The 19,581-nt window shown below is 48.8% G+C and carries 19 protein-coding genes; 16 read left to right on the top strand and 3 right to left on the bottom strand.

Annotated features, from left to right (window positions below; all coding sequences use genetic code 11):
- Nucleotides 1-271 precede the first annotated feature (271 nt).
- The 9 genes from BMW43_RS12545 to BMW43_RS12505 all read left to right on the top strand — a co-directional run bounded on the left by BMW43_RS12545 (nucleotide 272) and on the right by BMW43_RS12505 (nucleotide 10,377).
- On the top strand, nucleotides 272-1,066 hold the full coding sequence (locus BMW43_RS12545; protein ID WP_245732428.1) for a C39 family peptidase: 795 nt from the start codon (nucleotides 272-274) through the stop codon (nucleotides 1,064-1,066).
- Between the two features lie 297 nt (nucleotides 1,067-1,363).
- On the top strand, nucleotides 1,364-1,561 hold the full coding sequence (locus tag BMW43_RS12540) for a hypothetical protein (RefSeq protein ID WP_091747972.1): 198 nt from the start codon (nucleotides 1,364-1,366) through the stop codon (nucleotides 1,559-1,561).
- Between the two features lie 155 nt (nucleotides 1,562-1,716).
- Complete coding sequence (locus tag BMW43_RS12535; RefSeq protein ID WP_177173588.1) at nucleotides 1,717-2,316, top strand: TetR/AcrR family transcriptional regulator; 600 nt, start codon at nucleotides 1,717-1,719, stop codon at nucleotides 2,314-2,316.
- A gap of 91 nt (nucleotides 2,317-2,407) precedes the next feature.
- Nucleotides 2,408-3,169 (top strand): ABC transporter ATP-binding protein, encoded by a 762-nt coding sequence (locus BMW43_RS12530; RefSeq protein WP_091747966.1) that lies wholly within the window; start codon nucleotides 2,408-2,410, stop codon nucleotides 3,167-3,169.
- Entirely contained in the window at nucleotides 3,162-5,594 is a 2,433-nt protein-coding gene (locus BMW43_RS12525) for an ABC transporter permease (protein ID WP_091747963.1), read from the top strand. The genes BMW43_RS12530 and BMW43_RS12525 overlap by 8 nt, the downstream gene beginning before the upstream one ends.
- Nucleotides 5,587-6,531 carry an efflux RND transporter periplasmic adaptor subunit gene (locus BMW43_RS12520; RefSeq protein ID WP_091747959.1) on the top strand — a complete coding sequence of 315 codons (945 nt, stop codon included), beginning with the start codon at nucleotides 5,587-5,589 and terminating at the stop codon, nucleotides 6,529-6,531. The genes BMW43_RS12525 and BMW43_RS12520 overlap by 8 nt, the downstream gene beginning before the upstream one ends.
- A 277-nt stretch (nucleotides 6,532-6,808) precedes the next feature.
- Nucleotides 6,809-7,615 (top strand): MerR family DNA-binding transcriptional regulator, encoded by an 807-nt coding sequence (locus BMW43_RS12515; RefSeq protein ID WP_091747956.1) that lies wholly within the window; start codon nucleotides 6,809-6,811, stop codon nucleotides 7,613-7,615.
- Between the two features lie 46 nt (nucleotides 7,616-7,661).
- A complete protein-coding gene (locus tag BMW43_RS12510) occupies nucleotides 7,662-9,005 on the top strand; it encodes an MATE family efflux transporter (RefSeq protein WP_091747953.1) in 1,344 nt (447 codons plus the stop codon).
- 85 nt (nucleotides 9,006-9,090) lie between these two features.
- Nucleotides 9,091-10,377: a purple acid phosphatase family protein gene (locus BMW43_RS12505; RefSeq protein WP_091747950.1), complete on the top strand. Its 1,287-nt coding sequence runs from the start codon at nucleotides 9,091-9,093 to the stop codon at nucleotides 10,375-10,377.
- A 70-nt stretch (nucleotides 10,378-10,447) separates the two neighbouring features.
- Here BMW43_RS12505 and BMW43_RS12500 read toward each other — a convergent pair whose 3' ends face one another.
- On the bottom strand, nucleotides 10,448-11,089 hold the full coding sequence (locus tag BMW43_RS12500) for an NAD(P)-dependent oxidoreductase (RefSeq protein ID WP_091747947.1): 642 nt from the start codon (nucleotides 11,087-11,089) through the stop codon (nucleotides 10,448-10,450).
- A 137-nt stretch (nucleotides 11,090-11,226) separates the two neighbouring features.
- Between BMW43_RS12500 and BMW43_RS12495 the strand changes: the two genes are divergently transcribed.
- From BMW43_RS12495 to BMW43_RS12475, 5 genes are all read left to right on the top strand, one after another.
- Entirely contained in the window at nucleotides 11,227-11,580 is a 354-nt protein-coding gene (locus BMW43_RS12495) for a winged helix-turn-helix transcriptional regulator (RefSeq protein WP_091747944.1), read from the top strand.
- Nucleotides 11,581-11,909: 329 nt separating this feature from the next.
- The gene (locus BMW43_RS12490) at nucleotides 11,910-13,679 is read left to right on the top strand and encodes an oleate hydratase (RefSeq protein WP_091747940.1); all 1,770 of its coding nucleotides are present in this window, start codon (nucleotides 11,910-11,912) and stop codon (nucleotides 13,677-13,679) included.
- Between the two features lie 233 nt (nucleotides 13,680-13,912).
- Nucleotides 13,913-14,452, top strand: coding sequence for a MarR family winged helix-turn-helix transcriptional regulator (locus BMW43_RS12485; RefSeq protein WP_091747937.1), 540 nt, complete (start codon nucleotides 13,913-13,915; stop codon nucleotides 14,450-14,452).
- A 53-nt stretch (nucleotides 14,453-14,505) separates the two neighbouring features.
- Nucleotides 14,506-15,156, top strand: coding sequence for a class I SAM-dependent methyltransferase (locus tag BMW43_RS12480; RefSeq protein ID WP_091747934.1), 651 nt, complete (start codon nucleotides 14,506-14,508; stop codon nucleotides 15,154-15,156).
- Nucleotides 15,157-15,304: 148 nt separating this feature from the next.
- Nucleotides 15,305-16,264, top strand: coding sequence for a peptidoglycan recognition protein family protein (locus BMW43_RS12475; RefSeq protein ID WP_245732426.1), 960 nt, complete (start codon nucleotides 15,305-15,307; stop codon nucleotides 16,262-16,264).
- A 483-nt stretch (nucleotides 16,265-16,747) separates the two neighbouring features.
- On the opposite strand, the gene BMW43_RS12470 is transcribed toward BMW43_RS12475, so the two are convergent.
- Entirely contained in the window at nucleotides 16,748-17,626 is an 879-nt protein-coding gene (locus BMW43_RS12470) for an HD-GYP domain-containing protein (protein WP_091747931.1), read from the bottom strand.
- Nucleotides 17,627-17,909: 283 nt separating this feature from the next.
- Complete coding sequence (locus BMW43_RS12465) at nucleotides 17,910-18,107, bottom strand: hypothetical protein (protein WP_091747928.1); 198 nt, start codon at nucleotides 18,105-18,107, stop codon at nucleotides 17,910-17,912.
- A gap of 313 nt (nucleotides 18,108-18,420) precedes the next feature.
- Between BMW43_RS12465 and BMW43_RS12460 the strand changes: the two genes are divergently transcribed.
- On the top strand, nucleotides 18,421-18,831 hold the full coding sequence (locus tag BMW43_RS12460) for a helix-turn-helix domain-containing protein (protein WP_143050618.1): 411 nt from the start codon (nucleotides 18,421-18,423) through the stop codon (nucleotides 18,829-18,831).
- 493 nt (nucleotides 18,832-19,324) lie between these two features.
- Nucleotides 19,325-19,498 carry a hypothetical protein gene (locus BMW43_RS21175; RefSeq protein ID WP_177173587.1) on the top strand — a complete coding sequence of 58 codons (174 nt, stop codon included), beginning with the start codon at nucleotides 19,325-19,327 and terminating at the stop codon, nucleotides 19,496-19,498.
- Nucleotides 19,499-19,581: the final 83 nt, after the last annotated feature.

Below are 19,581 nucleotides of genomic sequence, written 5' to 3'. Positions count from 1 at the left end.
AAGCTGCAGGGGCTGGGTACTTTCTATTTAGGCTCGATGCAGGCGATAGAGAAAAAGTAACCTGACACCGTACGAAAAGCGATCGGGCACAGCCGGTAACTAAAAGAATGTAAATCTTTTTCCAAATTGCTTTTGAAGGATTAATTTGTTAGGTAGAGAATTAGAAAAATAAACTTAGTATGTAGTTGCTCAAAGGGTACAAATTGGGCGGGAATTTCTGTTTGCCTGGGAACTGAGATAATAACATTAAGAAAAAGAAAGAAGGAATACTGTGAAAAAGTTACACTTATTATCTTTTTATCTGGTCATAGGGTTAATTTTTAGTATGACAAGTATAGCTTTTGCCAATAGTCCGGATGTTTTGGCTAATGGCGAGGACAGTCACGTAATTCCTTATCCTTCCAGCTATATTACCTCTTCGGAAGGTGCCTCTTCCTATCATGGTATAGGCAATGTTAAACAATCGCCTTATTTTGCCGCTCCGGATTTTTATAATCTACAATCAACAAATACCTTAACGATTCTGCCTCATTATAAGACCTATCAGCAAACCACCGAAATCACCTGTGGTCCTGCGGCTGCGTTAACCGTTCTTGTGCACTTTGGCAATACAAAATGGACGGAAAAGGCAATTGCTAATATTATGAATACCAAACCGATTGTAGGAACGGATACAAAAGGGATGGTGAACTTTTTTAAAGGCATTGGCTGGGATGTTACGTCCAGCTTAGACAAGGCTGATAAAAATGGCTCTACCTTTGCAAACGTAAATGATTTTAAAAATTTTGTCATAGCCAATTTAAAAGATAATACTCCTGTACTGGTAGAGAATATTGACTGGGGCGGACATTGGCGGGCTATTATCGGGTATGATACCATGGGAACAGATACGACGGCTGATGATGTTTTGATTTTAGCAGATTCTTACGATACGTCGGATCATTTACAGGATGGTTACAATGTGAATTCGGTCGAAAGGTTTTATTACATGTGGTTTGATGCTCATATGCTCCCCAAAGGGCAGCAAAATCAACAATGGCTGGTAGCAAAACCACCTTCAATTTAAAAAAATATGTTTTAAAGGGTAAATAGGAGCGGTATTCTATTTACCCTTTAAATATTTTAGGACGATGAAAGTCCTTTACAGCGTACATCGTATAAAAGGGCTGGTGGCTTTCTCCAGCGAAATCATTCTTTCTTTTTCCAGGCAGGGATAACGGAGATATATGGAGAAATGCTTATCCAGTAAGGAATGACGGGGATTTTCTCGATTATAGTAACAGGATGAATTTCCAGGTTCTGCCTGATATACGGGAGGCTGGGCTTAGTGCACCGTCCTCTTGTCCGGAAGAGAGTGAGTATAGTGGACGATAAGCTTTATCAATTTGTTTGTATAAAATGCAAGCGGGAACTGGCCTGGGTGCTCAGCGCCAGCAGCGTATACTGCCCTGACTGCCGGAGATGGACAGGCTTTCAGGATATAAAGAACCCGAAGTTTGAGGAGATAGCCAAGCCCGAGCTGCGGGATGATGAAATCCATGAGCAAATGGCCATGTTTTGAGCAAGCCGGGGTGAAGGAAGCCTGGCTTGTCATGGCATAGAGTTTGCCGGCATAAATTTTTATAGCAAAGCAGACCGGAGAAAGGGCAATGTTTTTATAAAAAATACCGGCGGTAGGTATTTTTATTCCGGTAGGCAAGAAGGGAAGCGATCATAGTGACTAAAAAAGCTCCGAAGGAACAACGCAGGGAAGATATTTTGGAAGCGGCAGTCACGGAGTTTCTGGCAAAAGGATACGAAGGGGCTTCCATGGAGGTGATTGCCGCCCGGGCGGGTCTGACCAAGGGCGGCTTATATTACCATTACAAAAGCAAAGACGAGATTTTACTGGCGGCTAACGGGAAGTATTTTGAGCCGGTCCGGGAACTGATCTATCAAGCGGAGAACCTTTCCTGTCCGGTGGAAGGATTACGCTTTTTCATAGTGGTCTATTTGCAATATTGGGCGCAGCATCCCCGGGAAATGACGTTTATTTTATTGTCCTTGTCCAAGATTTTGGCCTGCTCCGCTATGTGGTCGCTTATTAATGCTTATAGCGGCGATATGATTGCTTTTTATGAGCGGCTGTTTACCAAAGGTCTGGAGCAGGGAAAGTTTCGCGACCATTCGCCGCGTAGTCAGGCTACTGCCCTGTTTGCCGCTTTGGACGGAGCCACACCTTACCTGCTGATCAGCCGGCAACTGACGGCTGAACGGGTGGCTGAGAATCTGGAGGCGGCCTTGGTCACGCCATTGCTAGTGCTTCACCAGCTTTAAAAGTGTAAATTGAATTTGCGGGAATTTTTTCGCAAGGCAAGGTGGCGGCGCGCCTGAGAATTTACGAGCCTAGGAAAAGACGGAGGAAGTTATGATTGCAAAATGGCTGTCAGGATTAATGGAAGCTAAATTGCCGCAACCCCGGGCCGGGATGGCGGCAGTGGAAATGACAAAAGTGAGCAAGACGTATTTTACCGGAGCCGGTGAGTTTGAAGCGCTAAAAGGCATCCAATTGTCGGTAAAGGCGGGGGAGTTTGTCGCCGTGGTGGGAAAATCGGGCAGCGGCAAATCGACCTTAATTAATATGATTACCGGTATTGACCGGCCCACCGGCGGTGAAGTCTGGATTAGCGGCATGCCTGTGCATACACTGAATGAAAATCAGATTGCTGTTTGGCGGGGGCGGACGGTAGGTGTGGTCTTTCAATTTTTTCAGCTTCTACCCACCCTGACGGTAATGGAAAACGTTATGCTGCCCATGGATTTTTGCGGCATGTACAGCCGGACGGAAAGACCGGCAAGGGCTTTAGCATTGCTGGAACTGGTAGGTGTGCGGGAACAGGCTCATAAACTGCCGGCCAACTTGTCCGGCGGTCAGCAGCAGAGGGTGGCTATTGCCCGGTCTTTGGCCAATGATCCGCCGCTGTTGGTGGCCGATGAACCGACAGGCAATCTGGACAGCCGCACGGCTACCAGTGTGATTGACTTTTTCCAGGAGCTGGCTGCCGGGGGCAAAACCATTCTTATGGTCACTCACGACAATGACTTGGCCCGTCGCAGCGGCCGGATTGTGACGGTTTATGATGGCCAGATACTGCCGGACGGGGATAGGGAGTGTGCCAGCCGTGATTAGCTATACCTTGTGGGGGCCACGGTGGCGTAAAGTGCTGGCCGATTTGTGGGGAAACAAGCTGCGGACCTTGCTGGTGGTACTGTCTATCACAGTTGGCGTATTTGCCGTCGGCATGGTCTATAGTGCGTATTTAATGTTTGAACGGGACCTGGATGCAAGCTGGAGGTCGGCGGTGCCGGCCAGCGCCAGTCTGTATGCCGATCCCTTTGACCAGGAACTGGTTGACAGCGTGCGCAGCCTGCGCGGCGTAAAGGAGGCTGAAGGACGGCGTAATGTTGATCTGCGGGTGAGGACGGCCGGCGGCGAGTGGCGGCAGATGTTTTTGACCGCTATCCCCGACTACAGCAGGCAGAAGGTGAACCGGATTAAGAGTCAGACAGGCGCCTGGCCGCCGGGGGACGGGGATGTTTTGCTGGAACGTTCTTCTCTGGCCGAACTGGGAGTAGCGCAAGGCGGCAACATTCAGGTGGAAACCTCGGACGGACACAAGCGTACGTTAAAAATTACCGGTACGGTCTATGATCCCAGTCAGATTCCCAGCATGTTCAGCGGCCGTTCCTATGGCTATATCAGTATGGATACACTGGAAAAACTGGACGAAGAACGCCGGTTGGACCAGGTGAACTTTGTTGTGGAGCCCTGGGTGCTTAAGGGGAAGGATACGGCGCCGATTGAAGCGGTGGGGCGGCGGGCCTGGAGCAAGCTGGAGCAAGGCGATACCACGGTGTTCTGGCTACAGGTAAACAAACCGGGTGAACATCAGTTGCAAAGCATTATGAATGCGTTAATCCTGCTGCTGACCGTGCTGGGCATCTTGTCGTTACTGTTAGGGACTTTTTTGCTGGTAAATACGATAGCGGCTATTTTGACACAACAAATCAGGCAAGTCGGAATTATGAAGGCCATCGGTGCCAGGCGGGATCAAATTCTAAGAATGTATTTGACCATGGTTGGCGTCTATGGCGTATTGGCGTTGGTGATTGCCGCACCGTTAGGAGCGCTGGCCGCCAGTATGGTAACCGGTTTTATGGCCCAGGTCTTTAATTTTGACTCCGGGGGGCTGGAACTGCCCGGCAAAGTACTGCTGCTGGAAGCGGTGGCAGCGCTGGGAGTACCGGCGTTAGCCGCTGTTTGGCCGGTGTGGCGGGGGACGGGAATTACAGTCCGGGAAGCTATCAGCGATTATGGTATTGGCAGTGCAGACACTCAAGGTCGCCTGGACCGCTGGATTGACCGGCTGCTGGAACGGTTGAAGAACGTATCCCGGCCCGCGCTGCTTTCGTTAAGGAATACTTTTCGTAAAAAAGGGCGTCTGGCACTTACCTTATTGACACTGACGATAGCCGGAACGGTATTCATGGCGGTGTTTACCGTTCGTTCCTCACTGTATTCTACTTTGGATGAAGCGCTTGACTATTTCCGGTATGATATTTCAGTGGGATTTACCGAGAACTACCGGGCAGCCCGGATAGAGCATGAGGTGCTGCGTGTACCCGGTGTAAAAGCGGCGGAGGCCTGGGGGTTTACTTCCGGGCGGATCTTGCAGAGCGAGCGTAAGGAAGCGGAAGACGATGCCAGTAAGAATGTCATTATTTTAGCGCCACCGGTGGGCAGTAAAATGATTCAGCCCCAACTGATTGCAGGTCGCTGGCTGGTGCCTGAGGATGAGAGCGCTCTTGTGGTGAATACGGAAACGCTAAAAGACAGTCCCCGGCTTACTGTCGGCAGCCCGGCAATCATCAAGATTGGCACCCGCAAGCTTACCTTTACCGTAGTCGGTATTGCCAAAAGTACGATGACCGGGCCGCTGGCCTATGCTCCCTATTCATGGTTTAGCGGTGCCATCCAGGAGGCGGGTGGCGCCAGATCCGTTCAGATTACAGCCGCAGCGGCCAATCCGCAAGAGCAGACCGAACTGGGGAGAAGGCTGGAGGAGCATCTGAAGAAAAATAATTTGCGGGTACAAAATGTTGATATTACCTGGGAACAGAAACAACGCATCCGTTCTCAGTTTGACATACTGATTGTATTTTTGCTGCTGATGGCTATTCTGTTGGCGATTGTAGGCGCCTTGGGCCTGATGGGCACTATGGGAATTAACGTATTGGAACGAACCAGGGAGATTGGCATTATGCGGGCGATTGGCGCTTCCAGCAGTACCATTGGCAGAATCTTTGTCGTAGAAGCCCTGTGCATCGGCGTCTTAAGCTGGCTGTTCAGCCTGGTATTGGCCCTGCCGGTAGCCGCATTGCTCAGCTATGAGGTGGGAGTTATGTTTATGCAAAGTCCGCTGACATTTTCATTTAGCTTTTGGGGCGTGGGAATCTGGCTGGTAGTTTCGGTGCTGCTTTCGGTAGCGGCCAGTCTGATTCCGGCCCGTAATGCAGCCAGACTTAGTGTGCGGGAGGTATTAGGTTATGAATAAGGGAAATGAACTGGATGGTGTGAAAAACAGCGGGAGCCGGACAGGCGTGAACTGGTTTAAACGGCATTGGCTGCTAATCCTGCTCATATTTCTTGTCCTTGCTGGCGGTGGCTGGTGGTTTACAGCCGGGCGGCAGACGGATAAGAACGAACTGGCGCCGGTAAAGGCGGACAACCGGGTGCTGGCAGAAGGCATTGTCTTTCCTGTCCGGTACGCGCAAATGGTCATGCCGGTGGAGGGCACTATCGGTGAAATACTGGTGCAGGAAGGCGATCTGGTAAAAGCCGGACAGCCGATCCTCCGCCTGGTCCGGCAGGATTATCAGGCCCGGGTTGGCAGTACCCGGGCCGATATCAGCCGGGCCGCGGCGGCGGTGGAGCAAGCCCGGGTAAACCTGGCTGATGCCGAACGGGAGCTTGCCAGACAGCAGCGGCTGGAAGCGGCTGGGGCAACATCACGGCAGCAGCTTGATCAGGCAGTTTCGGCTGTGGACCGCAACAGGGCGGCTTTGACGCAGGCTCAGGCTGAACTGGAAACGCAGCAAGCCCGGCTTGTGGAAGCCCAGGGACTGCTTGATAAAACCGAGATTAAAGCAGCCATCGACGGCAAGGTGGCATTTTTGGATAGCAAGGTCGGCGAGTATGCCGCTGCCGGTACTGTACTGGTACGGGTTGCCGATGAGAGTGCCTGGGAAATTCGCAGTGATGATCTGACGGAACTGACGGTTGCCAGAATAAAACTGGGCGATCCGGTTACCGTAACCTTTGATGGCATCCCGGACCTTACTCTTGCCGGGACAGTCAAAAGTATCAGACCTTACGGTGAGAAAAAGCGCGGCGATATTACCTACACCGTTACGGTAGCACCGGATTACTGGGACGAACGGGTACGCTGGAATATGACGGCCCAGCTTGCTGTTGCGCCTTCCGGCGTATAGTTTGTCGTTTGGTTGAAGGCATACGGTTGTATAAATAGAAGGCAGGTAGCGGACTTTTTGTTGCATACCATGGCAATGTGGCAGCTAAGTAACCACTGATTAATTCACACTGCGCGACCAGACGGATCTTTTTCCGTCTGACTGCGTCAGCAAAACCTTGAAATAGCGGCACTATTCCTGCGGTTTTACTTCCTTGTTAGACGAAAAAATCTCTCGCCAGGCCGACAGGCTCATTTAATCAGTGGTTACTAAAGCCCGGAAAGAGCAGGTGAATAAGGTGAATGAAAAATGGTCTATCGGTGAAGTGGCCAAGCTGTTCGATGTATCGACCGATACCCTGCGGTATTATGAAAAAGCAGATCTGTTGCCGGTGCATAAGCAACACCATAACGGATACCGCTATTATTCCTATGAGGAAATCGTTTTGCTGATGGATATTTTGTTTTTCCGGAACATGGAGATACCGGTCAAAGAAATTAAGCAGATGATAACCCAAATGGATATTGGCGATATCAAACATATTCTGAACCGGAACCAAAGCGTTGTCGAGAGCCGGATACAGGAATTATTGAAACTGAAGCAGTCGATTAATCAGGCGGCCAACCAGTACAAGCTGTGCGAAGCCTGGCTGGGCAAGTATGCTTTTGTTGCCGCGCCGGGCTTTAGCTATAAGCTGGTCAGCGGTCAGACGGAGGATTTGGTGGACATGCTTCGCAAATACAGGAAGGAAGACTGGCTGGCCGACCGGGTGCAGTACACTCTTTTCGTTTCACAGGAAGCGCTGCTCAGACAGCCTGCTTTCTGCTCGGCCCAAATCGGGATCAGCGTGGAGGCGGCGAACCTGGATGTTTTGACGGCGGCGGAGCAACAGGAGCTTGCCGCTTTTCCCGCCGGGGAATATCTGTATACCGTGCTGGGTACGAATTATGAGGAACCCAGGCATGCAGGGCTGGAGCAGACACTCCGGCATCTGCAGGCGACGGGAAGAAAGGCCGGCGGACCTTTGATCGGCCGGTATATAGCCAGCGTACACCGGGATGGTCTTGATTATTATGAAGTGTGGCTGCCGACAGATAAAACTTGACCTTTGAGCTGCTCCAAGGTTTATCATCGTAGATGAGGTGATAACCATGCAGCAAAACAGGCTGGAACAGGAAAAAATAACAACTTTATTTTTAAAATACACGATTCCTTCGGTGGCCGGCATGGTATTTCTGGGAATCAATACGATCATTGACGGCTTTTTTGTCGGCCACTATATCGGCGTGGAGGGGTTAGCCGCTGTAACGCTGGCTATGCCCTTTTTGAGTATAAGCATTGCGGTTGGGGTGGTTATCGGTATTGGCGCGCAAAGTCTGATCGGCCGGCAATTGGGCGAGGGAAACAGCCGGGCGGTGGCGGATACCTTTAAGACGGCTGTCTGCTTGATGCTGGGCGTCATGGGGCTGCTGGCCGCCGGTGCCGTCGGTTTTACCAAGCCCATAGCGGCCTTGTTGGGAGCCAGCGAATCCCTGCTGATGCCGGCAGCCACCTACATCCACTACACCGGCTGGTTTTTGCCCTGTCTGGGCGTTATGTTTGTTTTGGACTATGTATTGAAGGTCATGGGCAAACCGCTTTATTCGATGCAGGTGTTGACTACGGCGGTGCTTAGCCATATGACCTGTAATTACCTGTTCATTGTACAGGCCGGTTGGGGCATTCGGGGCGCCGCCCTGGCTATGGGAGTGGGCTATAGTGTGGCTCTGCTGCTGGCGTTACTGCCCTTTGTACTGGGGAAGACCGCGGTGAATTTCCGTCAGGGCAGGGTCAGTAAAGCCCTGGCTTATCAGATTCTTGCCACCGGTTCACCGGAGGGCTTGACGGAAATCGGTACAGGCGTAACCACCTTTCTGTTCAACCTTACGCTGCTGCGTTATGTGGGGGAAATGGGCATTGCCGCCTTTACGGCCATCAGCTACTTATCGTTTATGGCCAATAATATTTTGCTGGGCTTGGCGGACGGAGTTGGCGCGATATTTAGCTATAACTACGGCCGGGGCAGTATGGAGCGGGTGAAACAAGCGTTAAAGCTGGCCGCCCTGGCGGCATTTCTGATTGGCGTCGGAATGTTTGCGGTTATTTCCACTTTTGCCGGAGATATTATCGTGCTTTTTCTTGATGCGAAGCATGAGCAGGTGTTTTCCTTTGCCGTGTATGGCGCTGAGCTATACGCTTTCGCTTTCCTGGTGAACGGTTTGAACATTGTTGCTTCCGGCTATTTTACAGCAATCTGTCAGCCCCGGAACGCCATTGTCATTGCGGTCAGTAAGGGAATGGCGGGAATCGGTGTGTGCCTGCTGCTGCTGCCGCTTATCTGGGGCACGGCAGGTATATGGCTGACGGTGCCTGTGGCGGAGTTGGGTACTTTGTTCCTATCCGCGCTGTTTATCTATAATCATGGCAAGGAGCACCTTCAGCGGGACCTGCGCTAGTATTCGTGTTTAGGGGAGTTTGGGGCGTGTCTTCAAATTATCCGATTATCCGATATTTTGAAGACATATCTTAGGGAGGTTTATTGTGAGAAGAGTAAAGAGCCTGTGGAACGGATTAACCATTTTTGCTTTTTTGGCAGGGCTGCTGGCAGCCTTGGTCGCCAGCGTTGCATTTCCCAGCCAAATGGCAGCGGCGGCAGACTTGCCAAGCCATATTACGCTTACCTGGGCCGGTGATCCACGCACAACCCAGACGATTGCCTGGAAAACCGATGCCCTGACACAGGACGGGCAGGTGCAGTACTGGGCCGTCCTGCCGGGAAAAACGGAAGAACGGCAGACACTGCCGGCCCAGGTGGAGCGGGTGGACAGTAATTGGGGAACGCTTACCATCCATACGGTCACGCTTACCGGACTGGACCCGGGCAGCAGTTATGCCTATCGCGTAGGCCGTGAAGGAGCCTGGAGTGAACCGTATCAGTTTACTACGGCACCGGACAGGCCTCAGCGGCTGAAGTTTATGATCTTCGGCGACTCCCAAAGCATTAACTACAATACCTGGCGCACCACCCTGCAGCAGGCCTATCAGGCGAATCAGGACGCTGCCTTTTTTATCAATATGGGCGATCTGGTTGATGTGGGGCAAGATTATGGCCAGTGGGATGCCTGGTTCAACGCGAGCCAGGGAGTGTTAGAGAATATACCCTGCATGCCGCTGGTGGGCAATCACGAAACCTATGGACCGGGGGGAAAGCTTGCCATGCCGGCTTTGTTTACCGCCCAGTTCAAGCTGCCGTTAAATGGACCGGCGGGACTGAAGGGACAGGTGTATTCCTTTGACTACGGTGATATCCATTTTGTGATGCTGGATACCCAGATTGGCGAGGAAGGACGTTTTGTGCCGGACATGCTGGAGCAGCAGAAGCGATGGCTGGAACAGGATCTGGCTGCTGCACAGCAAAAATGGAAACTGGTCTTTTTGCACCGGGCGCCTTATAACAATAAAGCAGCAGGCAATGAGGCCATAAAAGCAGCCTTTGCCCCGATTATCGAGCAATACCATGCCGATCTGGTTTTTACCGCCCATGATCATGTGTATGCTCATACGCCGCCGCTGTTTGGCGGTACACCGGCGGACAGTCCGTCCCAGGGCACCATCTATGTTGCCACCGGCCGCAGCGGCAGTAAAACCTATGCTGATTCCATCGCCCGCGAGTGGAACGATTTTTTCTACAACCCCCAGGACGAGCCTAACTATTTAACCGTGGAAGAAGAGAGCAATTCCCTGACAGTCAAAGCGTTTAAGCAAAGCGGCAGCCTGATTGATACGTGGCGTATCACCAAAGGCCAACTGGCAGAAGTATCTAACTAAGTACAGGACGAATCCCCCAGCCATAGCTGCTATGACTGAGGGATTCGTTGTTACAGACCTGCCGCGTCTTTTAATAGCCGGCGGTAAAGCGCTGACGGATAAATTGCGGCGTTTCTATTTCATCCAGGATGGCGACAGCCAAATCACCTACCGAAATATGGCTTTCCCCTTTTTCATCGGTGACCGGATTGTCTTTACCAAGCCGGAAGTGTCCGGTCTTGTCGCCGGCGGTCAAATTGGGCGCCGGGCTGATAAAGGTCCAGTTCAGTTCCTTTTCCTGACGCAGTTCTTCCAGCAGTTCCATTGGGCCCCGGACCGCTGTTTTAAAGTCTTCCGGGATATGTACGTCATATACCTTCTCGCCGGAGGGAAGGATCAAGCTTGCCGCGCCGCCCACAATCAGAATGCGCTTTACTCCGGAGCTTTTGGCCGCCGCCAGAATGGACGCGTAGCCTTTCTTATAATCCTCATACAGATGGGGGTTTTTCCAGCCCGAGTTAAACGCGCTGATGACAGCATCCTGCTGCTTGAATAAAGCGGTCAGCGCGCCGGTATCGTTGATATCCAGCGAGACGGGGATCAGTTTTTCGTCCTGGCGGGTCAATTTGCTGGTGTCCCGGCTGATGGCCGTCACCTGATGGCCTCGGGCGAGCGCTTCACCGACCAGTTTAGAACCGACAAAGCCTGTGGCTCCGATTAACGCAATTTTCATAATAACCAACTCCTCCTATTTACAATATATGTCTAATTGGCTATAATACTAGCATGGCACTAAGAAATAAACAAGTACTAAAGTTTTTATTACATACTTAATAAAAACTTACTGTAGATTATTGAGCGGAGGTTATTATGAAAAGACGTGAACTCTCGTCGATACCCTGTCCCATTGAATATACCATCGAATTATTAAGTGGAAAATGGAAGATGCATGTCATCTGGCAAGTAGCCAAACAGGAGGTGGTCCGGTTCAATGAGCTGCGGCGTCAGCTAAACGGTATCTCCAATGTTATGCTGGCTCAGACCTTGCAGGAACTGGAGGAAGCCGGTGTTATTAACAGGCATCAGTACAACGAAATACCGCCAAGGGTTGAATACTCGTTGACCGAGCTGGGCAAGGGACTGCTGCCGGTGTTTGACGTTTTGGAAACCTGGGGCAAACAATGCGGCTGGACCTATCCGGAGCGGTTTGTACAGGCAGAATAGGTATCGGGGAAATAACTCCTGCTGGACTTTAAAAAATCCGGCGGGAGTTATTTGATTTTATTGGTGGGCAGGAATCAGATCCTTGTCCTTAGGGGCGGAGCGGCTAAAAATAGTACGGTGCGGGGGTTCCTGTAATAGGGTTAAATATTTTTCCTTAAACTGCACATAATGACCAGTAGCAAAGGCTGTCTTGCGCAAAAAAAGATAGTCCGGCGCAATAGTAATGGATTTCCGGTTTATTCCCAGACCGTGTTACGCAGGAGTTTTTTGTTTGGCCGTGCTAAAACTGTTGACTCACTTTGAGTGAACGAAGAAGGGAAGGATGAAGCTTGTACTATAGCAGTGGAAATTATGAGGCTTTTGCCCGGCCGCAGAAACCGGTGGGTGTGGACAATAAGTCGGCCTATCTTGTCGGTTCCGGGTTGGCTTCTTTGGCGGCCGCCTGCTTTTTGATTCGGGACGGACAGATGCAGGGGGATCGTATTCATATTCTGGAAGAGCTTCCGATTGCCGGCGGTGCCTGTGACGGAATTCATGACAGCCAGAAAGGGTTTATCATCCGCGGCGGCCGTGAGATGGAGAATCATTTTGAATGCCTGTGGGACCTGTTCCGGTCGGTCCCCTCGCTGGAGACGGAAGGCATATCGGTGTTGGATGAGTTTTATTGGCTGAATAAGCGAGACCCTAATTATTCGCTCATGCGAGTGACGGAAAAACGCGGACAGGATGCTCATACGGACGGGAAATTCGGCTTAAGTGAAAAGGCTGCTCTGGAAATTATGAAAGTCTTTATGACCAGCGACGAGGATTTGTACGATTTGAAGATATGCGACGTTTTTACGGACGAATTCTTTAGCTCTCATTTCTGGCTCTATTGGCGGACCATGTTTGCTTTTGAAGAGTGGCACAGTGCCTTGGAAATGAAGCTATACCTCCAGCGTTTTATTCATCATATCGGTGGCCTTCCCGACTTCTCGGCCTTGAAGTTCACGAAATACAACCAGTATGAATCGTTAATCCGCCCGTTGGTTTCCTATCTTACCGCTCATGGGGTGCAGTTTCACTATAACAGCAGAGTCATCAATGTAATTTTTGATATTCGCGGCAGCAAAAAGACGGCCGGTAAAATTCTCTACCAGCGTGATGACCGGGAAGAAGTCATCGAATTGACGGAAAATGATCTGGTCTTTATTACTAACGGGAGCTGTACGGAAAACTCCACCTATGGTGATGATCACTATGCGCCCAGGTTGAATACAGACACCGGCGGCTGTTGGGAACTTTGGCGCCGTATTGCCCGGCAAGACCCGGCGTTTGGAAACCCCGATACCTTTTGCACCGATATAAAAGCCACCAACTGGGAATCGGCCACCATTACCACTCTCGATGACCGGATTCCTCCGTATATTCAGAAAATCGCTAAGCGTGATCCTTTTAGCGGCAGGGTTGTTACCGGCGGGATTATTACCGTAAAGGACTCAAACTGGCTGATGAGCTATACCTTAAACCGCCAGCCCCACTTTAAGGAGCAGCCTAAAGAACAACTGGTTATCTGGCTTTATGGCTTATTTACCGATGTTCCCGGCAATTACATCAAAAAACCGATGAGCGAATGTACCGGCAGGGAGATTGTAGAGGAATGGCTGTACCACCTGGGAGTACCGGAACAGCAGATTGCCGATTTGGCAGCCCGTTCGGCCCATTGTATTCCCTGTATGATGCCGTACATTACTGCCTTTTTCATGCCCCGGAAGGCGGGGGACCGGCCGAAGGTGGTACCGGAGGGCAGTGTGAATTTTGCCTTTATCGGACAGTTTGCCGATACGGTGCGCGATACCGTGTTTACCACCGAGTATTCTGTACGGACGGCCATGGAGGCAGTGTATACGCTGCTGGATGTGGATAGGGGTGTACCGGAGGTTTTTGGTTCCTGCTACGATATCCGGGTCTTGCTGGACGCGATGTCTAAGATGATGGACGGCAAAAAGCTGACTGACATAAAGCTGCCTTTCTTATTGCACGTAATGGAGAAAAAAATGCTGCGAAAAATCTCGGGTACGGTGCTGGAAGAACTGCTTAGAAAATACCGTTTGATCTAGCTGGTGGTTCAACCCTGCCGGTATAACATGGGATTTCTTCGTCGGGTAAGAAAGCAAAAACACAGGAATAATGGTACAACCAATGCCGTCACCGCTGCCCTGAGCTCAGGTGACGGCATTCTTGCTGGAAAGAAGAGGGATACTTGTCAGCTAAATAACATCTTGACATTTTATTAAGGTACCTGTACTATATAGATAAGGTACCTTAATAAAATTTGAAAAGGATGAGTACAATGGAAGAAACAAGCTATAATTTGACGGAAAAGTTTATCCTGCTTAGCCGCCTGTTTATGCAGAAGCATCATCAAATGGGAGCCAGTCAGCAGCATGACCCGTTTCGTGGCCAGGGCAGAATTTTGGCGTTGCTTAAGCTGCAGCCGGAAATGAGTCAAAAGAAACTTTCTTATTTGCTTGGTATAAGACCGCAATCGATGGGAGAGCTGCTGGCTAAGTTGGAGTCGAATGGTTATATTAGACGGACACCTTCCGCTGAAGACCGGCGGGCCATGGAAATTCAGTTAACCGCCGAAGGAGCGGCAGCCGCTGCGGCGAGCGAGGAACGACGGGCCAGAGAGCTTGCTGCCGACGATATGTTTCAGTGCTTAAACCAGGAGGAACAGGAAGTACTGGCCGGTTATCTGGAGCGTGTCATTGCTGCGCTGCAAAAAACAGTTGCCGGTGAGCCAGGGGACTTCTTTGGGCATCGGCCACACCCTCATGAGTGGGATAGCCGCCATAGAAGGCCCGGTGAATGGCCGGGAGAACGGTTTTAACAGACTGATTTATTTTTCTTTCAGCAATTACTTTGTGAAGGAGTGAAGAAAGTATGAAATACGATCCGGCGTCAATGAAAAACTATAGTTCAGCCCATGAAGGCTTTGTGGAACACTATCAGGCGGCTCCTCCCTGGGACATTGGCAGACCCCAGACGCCTTTTTTAACGGTGAGCGACCAAATCGAAAGCCCGGTGCTTGATGTTGGCTGCGGTACTGGCAGTACGTCAATCTTCTTTGCAGCTAAGGGACATGATGTTACCGGGATTGATTTTGTGGAAAAAGCGATTCAACTGGCTCAGGCAAAGGCTGCCGGCAAGGATTTGTCCGTACGCTTTCTGGTGAAAGACGCAATGACTCTGGTCAGTTGGGACGAACGTTTTTCCAGCGTGATTGACAGTGGCCTGTTTCATGTATATACGGGAGCAGAACAGAAGCAGGAGCAAAAACTGTATGTGCAGGGATTGGCCCATGTGTTAAAGCCGGGCGGAAGACTTTTCTTATTGAGCTTTACGGAAGAGGCTCCGGAAGGGGGCATTTCCAGGCAGGCGTTGTCCGATGTTTTTGCGGATGGCTGGGAGGTTGAGTCGATACGGCAAGTCGTTGGCGAAATCAATCCGGCATTTCTGGCTGAACATTCCGAAGCCTTTCCGGCAGGGGGACCCAAAATGTGGTTTGCCGTGATTCGTCGTCTACCCTGTTAGCAGTGACCAATAACCGTTGATCATGCTGTATCAGCGGTTATTTTTTGTGTTGTATTACCATTCTTTACCACCTGTGCGCTGACAGGGATATGGGAAATCAGAGCGAAATAGAATGGAATAAAGTAACATAGAATTGGTGGTTTATTAGATGAATCGGAGAAGTTTTCTGCAAAGTACTTTTGGTGCATGTTCGGCCCTTTGGTTCGGACAAAATTTGTTGGATATATACTCGGTTCTGGCTAAAGAACAGCCGGCTAAGCTGTTAAGTGTCCAGGCTGAGCTGGAGAACCCGGCGGGCAGCAACCAGAATTATTTCCGGTTTGAGCTGTTGATCTCGAGTATTCCCGAAATTATTCCGCAGCAGGCTTCCGTTGGCTTCCTGTTTTTGATAAAAAACTGCCGGCCCGGTGATTTAGCCGGGGCAATGAAGTATGACAATCCATACATTAAGCAGGTGGAAGTAAAAGCAGTCAATTCGCAGGATTGCTCTGTCCGGTTGATTGCCAGGAACCAAGCTGTTTTGCCGGAACTGCGGTATTCCCTGATTCCGTCGGTGCTTCGCGCCGGCAGGAGCCGGCTGCGGATTGACGCGGGAAACTTCAGTGGTCCGACGGCTATTAAAGAAAGAGATTTAGACATTCAGGAAGCTAATCTGGCCTTTGGTCCTCTGGCGACCCGGGAAGTCACTGATTTGATTGTGATTCACCATGTTGGCATGGGCACCGCCGCCGAGTCGGCGGCAGAAATCCACCGCTTTCACTTGCGCAACGGCTGGTCGGGGATTGGTTACCATTACGTCGTCCACCAAGACGGCACGATAGAGCGGGGGCGGCCCAGAGATACCGTAGGGGCCCATACCTATGGCTTTAACCAATCCTCTATTGGCATCGTGCTGGACGGCAACTTTGAAGAAATTGTACCTACCGATGTTCAGCTTGACCGGGCGGCCAGGCTGATAGCAGCTTTAAGCCACATCTATCAGCTTTCCCCGGATAATCGCAGTGTGCGTGGCCACCGGGACTTGAACGCAACTTTATGTCCCGGCAAAAACTTATATTGCGAATTGTCTCAAGTGCGCACCAAAGCGCTTTCCTATATGGAGCAATAGAAAAAAAGAGCGGTTCTTATGAATGAAAAGAGAAATCAGTGTTATGTAATATGAAACCCGGTTTCCAGCCTTCGAGGCTGGAAACCGGGTTTGTCTTACCTCTGGGAGCCAAATATATGGCTGCTCCCAAAGGTAATTATTGCCTAATTAGTATATGCTATTTATTATTCATCTTCCGAAGATACATGACAGCCTTTTCCAGTTTATACCGCATGTCTAATTGTTCCTGATTAATGTATATATCGGTGAATGGACCCAGATTTTTTTGACACTTGGGGCAAACGAAAAGATGTGTTTGGTTATTGCCCATATTGATCATTTCTATATCGCATACGGAACATAACGCGGAAAGTGCTTTTCTCACTATAATCATCGTCCTCAGTTCTAGGCATTACTTTAATATAAGTATATAGCTTGACAATATGTTAAGTAAACTAAAACAATTAAAAAAAGACTATTCTTTGCAATCATTAAAATATTATCTTAATCGGTATTAAATAATTCGACAAACATGTCTATCACCTGAGGCGGATAGTCAATTCCTTGGGCAAGCACGATTTGTTTGATTGCTTCATCAGGCGAGAGAACATTCCGGTGGAAAATAGCCGAGGTTAATCGGTCGAATGTGTCTGCAACAGCTACAATAGCTGCATTAAGATGAATGTCATTTCCCTTAATGCCGTTAGGATATCCATTTCCGGAATGTTTTTCATGATGCTGCCGTGCGATTAAATAGACACCTTCCGGAAGCTTATTGGCAGCCAATAAATCGCTGCCCAGTACCGTGTGCTGCTGATAAATTAATGTTTGTCCGTCACACACGCCGGCAATATCATCCAATACCGATTTAGGCAATAATATTTTTCCGATATCATGATAGAGGGAACCTAGAGCAAGCTCATGCAGTGATATTTTATTGTATTTTAGTTTACGCGCGATGGCAACGGAGATTAAGGCCACATTAATCGAGTGTGAATAATTGGCTTTATGGCCCTGAGCCAGTATTTTTATATTATTGTTTAAAAATACGTCCTCATGTATTTGACGTAGAATCCAGTTCATATACTTCGCTGCATGACTGATACTTTCTCCATTCAGTCTTTCAAACTTCTTATCCAGTCTTTGGGGTACTCTAAACGGTTTTGTCGTTTTGGCTTGCAGCGAAACGGGCTTTGACTTAGCGGGATTATGCCCCAGAGGTACTGCTGAGATCCGGAAGCTAAGTTTTCTTTCTTCCAGTTTTTGAACAACTTTTAGGGTGAGAGGGGTACCTTCCGTCAGTAGCAGCCTTCCGGATTTATCGAATACATTATGAGTTACATATCCCAGAATATTTTCTTTATTTTGTTTCTTATTATCCATACTATCTCTCCTTTGCATTGACTAAGGAAAGGCGATTGTTTCTGATAGTTCTGGGAGCGGGTGCCTTCTACCCGGGATGTTTAGTTTTTTGACTTACATAATGGATAGTAGATAAAAACAGAGGCCGGGCGAAATCGGATGACAGCGTTTGCCTTTCTCTTCCTTTTACCATTGCATAATCTCCAGGCAGGACTCGTACGACACTGTAAAGCCTTTTAAAAAGTTGCTTTTGAAGGATTAATTTGTTAAGTAGAGAATAAAAATAAAATAAGGTAGTTGCCTTTCATATCGTCCATTGCGGCCAGATTTCTTTAACTGTGCGGTCGATGCGCTGGGCAATTTCTTTTTGTATCCGTATGCTTTTGAATTTGCCGCTGATCACATTGCTGACTGCGGCGCGGCTAACCTGCAGTTGGTTGGCAATCATAGCGGGGCGGATGCCTTTTAGGAGTAGTTCAGCCCGGATTTCATTAGGTTGCATAAATGTTATACCTCCTTAAATCATTACTTTAAATTTAAGTTAAAAGACCGATTTTCTTATTATGCATGGAGCTGGTTTTCTTGGGGAATCCTTCTTGGAGAGAATCTTTTTAATGCCAGTTGCTACAATGGTAGCGATCATCTGTCGGAGCTAAATTGACTTTCGTCTTACCTTTTTGCTGCGTTCATTAAACGTGGTATTTTTTGAATACAGTAAATTAACAAGTTTTTCTTTATAGACTATTATAATCTAAAATTAGATTATTCTCAAGGGTATTGATCTAATTTTAGATTAATTTTAAGGTGATGATACGGTGCAAGCGTCGCAAGAATCCCGCGAGATACAAGCAATTGTAGAAAGACTAAAAGCCATAAGAAAAGAGGCGGGCCTTTCACAGGCTGATTTTGCTAAAGAACTTGGTGTTTCTCAGGGAAATGTTGGTACTTGGGAAACAGGAAAATCATTGCCTGGGGCACTTGCTTTAAAAGCTATCAATCAAAAATTTGATTATTCGGTTGACTGGATACTAGCTGGGAATGAACAGGATCTGACAACACAAAAAGTCGAGGCTATTTTCGACCCCGACTTAAAAATGATGATTGATGTATTAAAGAATTTGCTGGAAAGTAATGATCCGGACTTGCGTGGCTGGACTAAAATCCAATTTAAAGAAGCTTTTAAGCAGCATTGCGCCGCGTATGATGAAAAAAAAATTAATGCGTAGCCGCCCCAAGGATAACAAAAACTGGCGAGAAATTGCTGCTCGCCTGGGAATTGAAATAATTACAGTGATGTTCTATGTTGTAATTGGTTAATATCGGTAGCTATTTCAGTTTCATTTTTCAAATGAGATTGATAATCACAATAACATATAATACAGGAATTGCATTATTTCAGCAAATATGCAAATGCCGCTATTTGGAGCAATAGATAGTCCCACGGCCGCTATACAGTCCTTGAAGGGGTATTGTGTCAGTTTTTGTAGAATTTTCGTGATGCTTGAACGTGCCAGTAAGTGCGTTTTTTAAGGGAAAGGTCAATTCCCCGTGCTTTCCTGACGGTGGAAGCGATGGCTATGATAATAAGAGAATCGTTTAGTTGCCCTGTTGGCTTAGACTGACAGGGCGTTTTTTTGTAATAAAACATTTGATTTTTGTGAAGATTTTTCATATGCCTTTTGGGCATAATAAATGTAGTATTTAAAGAGGAGGTGCGATATGCCTAAGAGCCATATGGAAGAATGGACAGAGGTTAATCCCGATGTCTTGAAGTTAACGGAGGAGCAACGGGAAACTCTGTACCAAGAATTGAAGCGTTCCGGACAAGTTGAACTCCCTGCTAAATATACCGAAACGCACCTGACCGGCGGGGATGCACACAGAGTGAAATAGAAAATTGGATTAGCGATAAAAAGAAAAGAAGAGGGATCGCAAGAGACTTTTTGAAAAAAGTGTCTGCGATCCCTCTTCTTTTG

This window comes from Propionispora vibrioides (genome assembly GCF_900110485.1).
GTDB classification, from domain to species: domain Bacteria; phylum Bacillota; class Negativicutes; order Propionisporales; family Propionisporaceae; genus Propionispora; species Propionispora vibrioides.
Note: the sequence above shows the minus strand (reverse complement) of the source record. Positions and strands in the feature narration are given on the sequence as shown.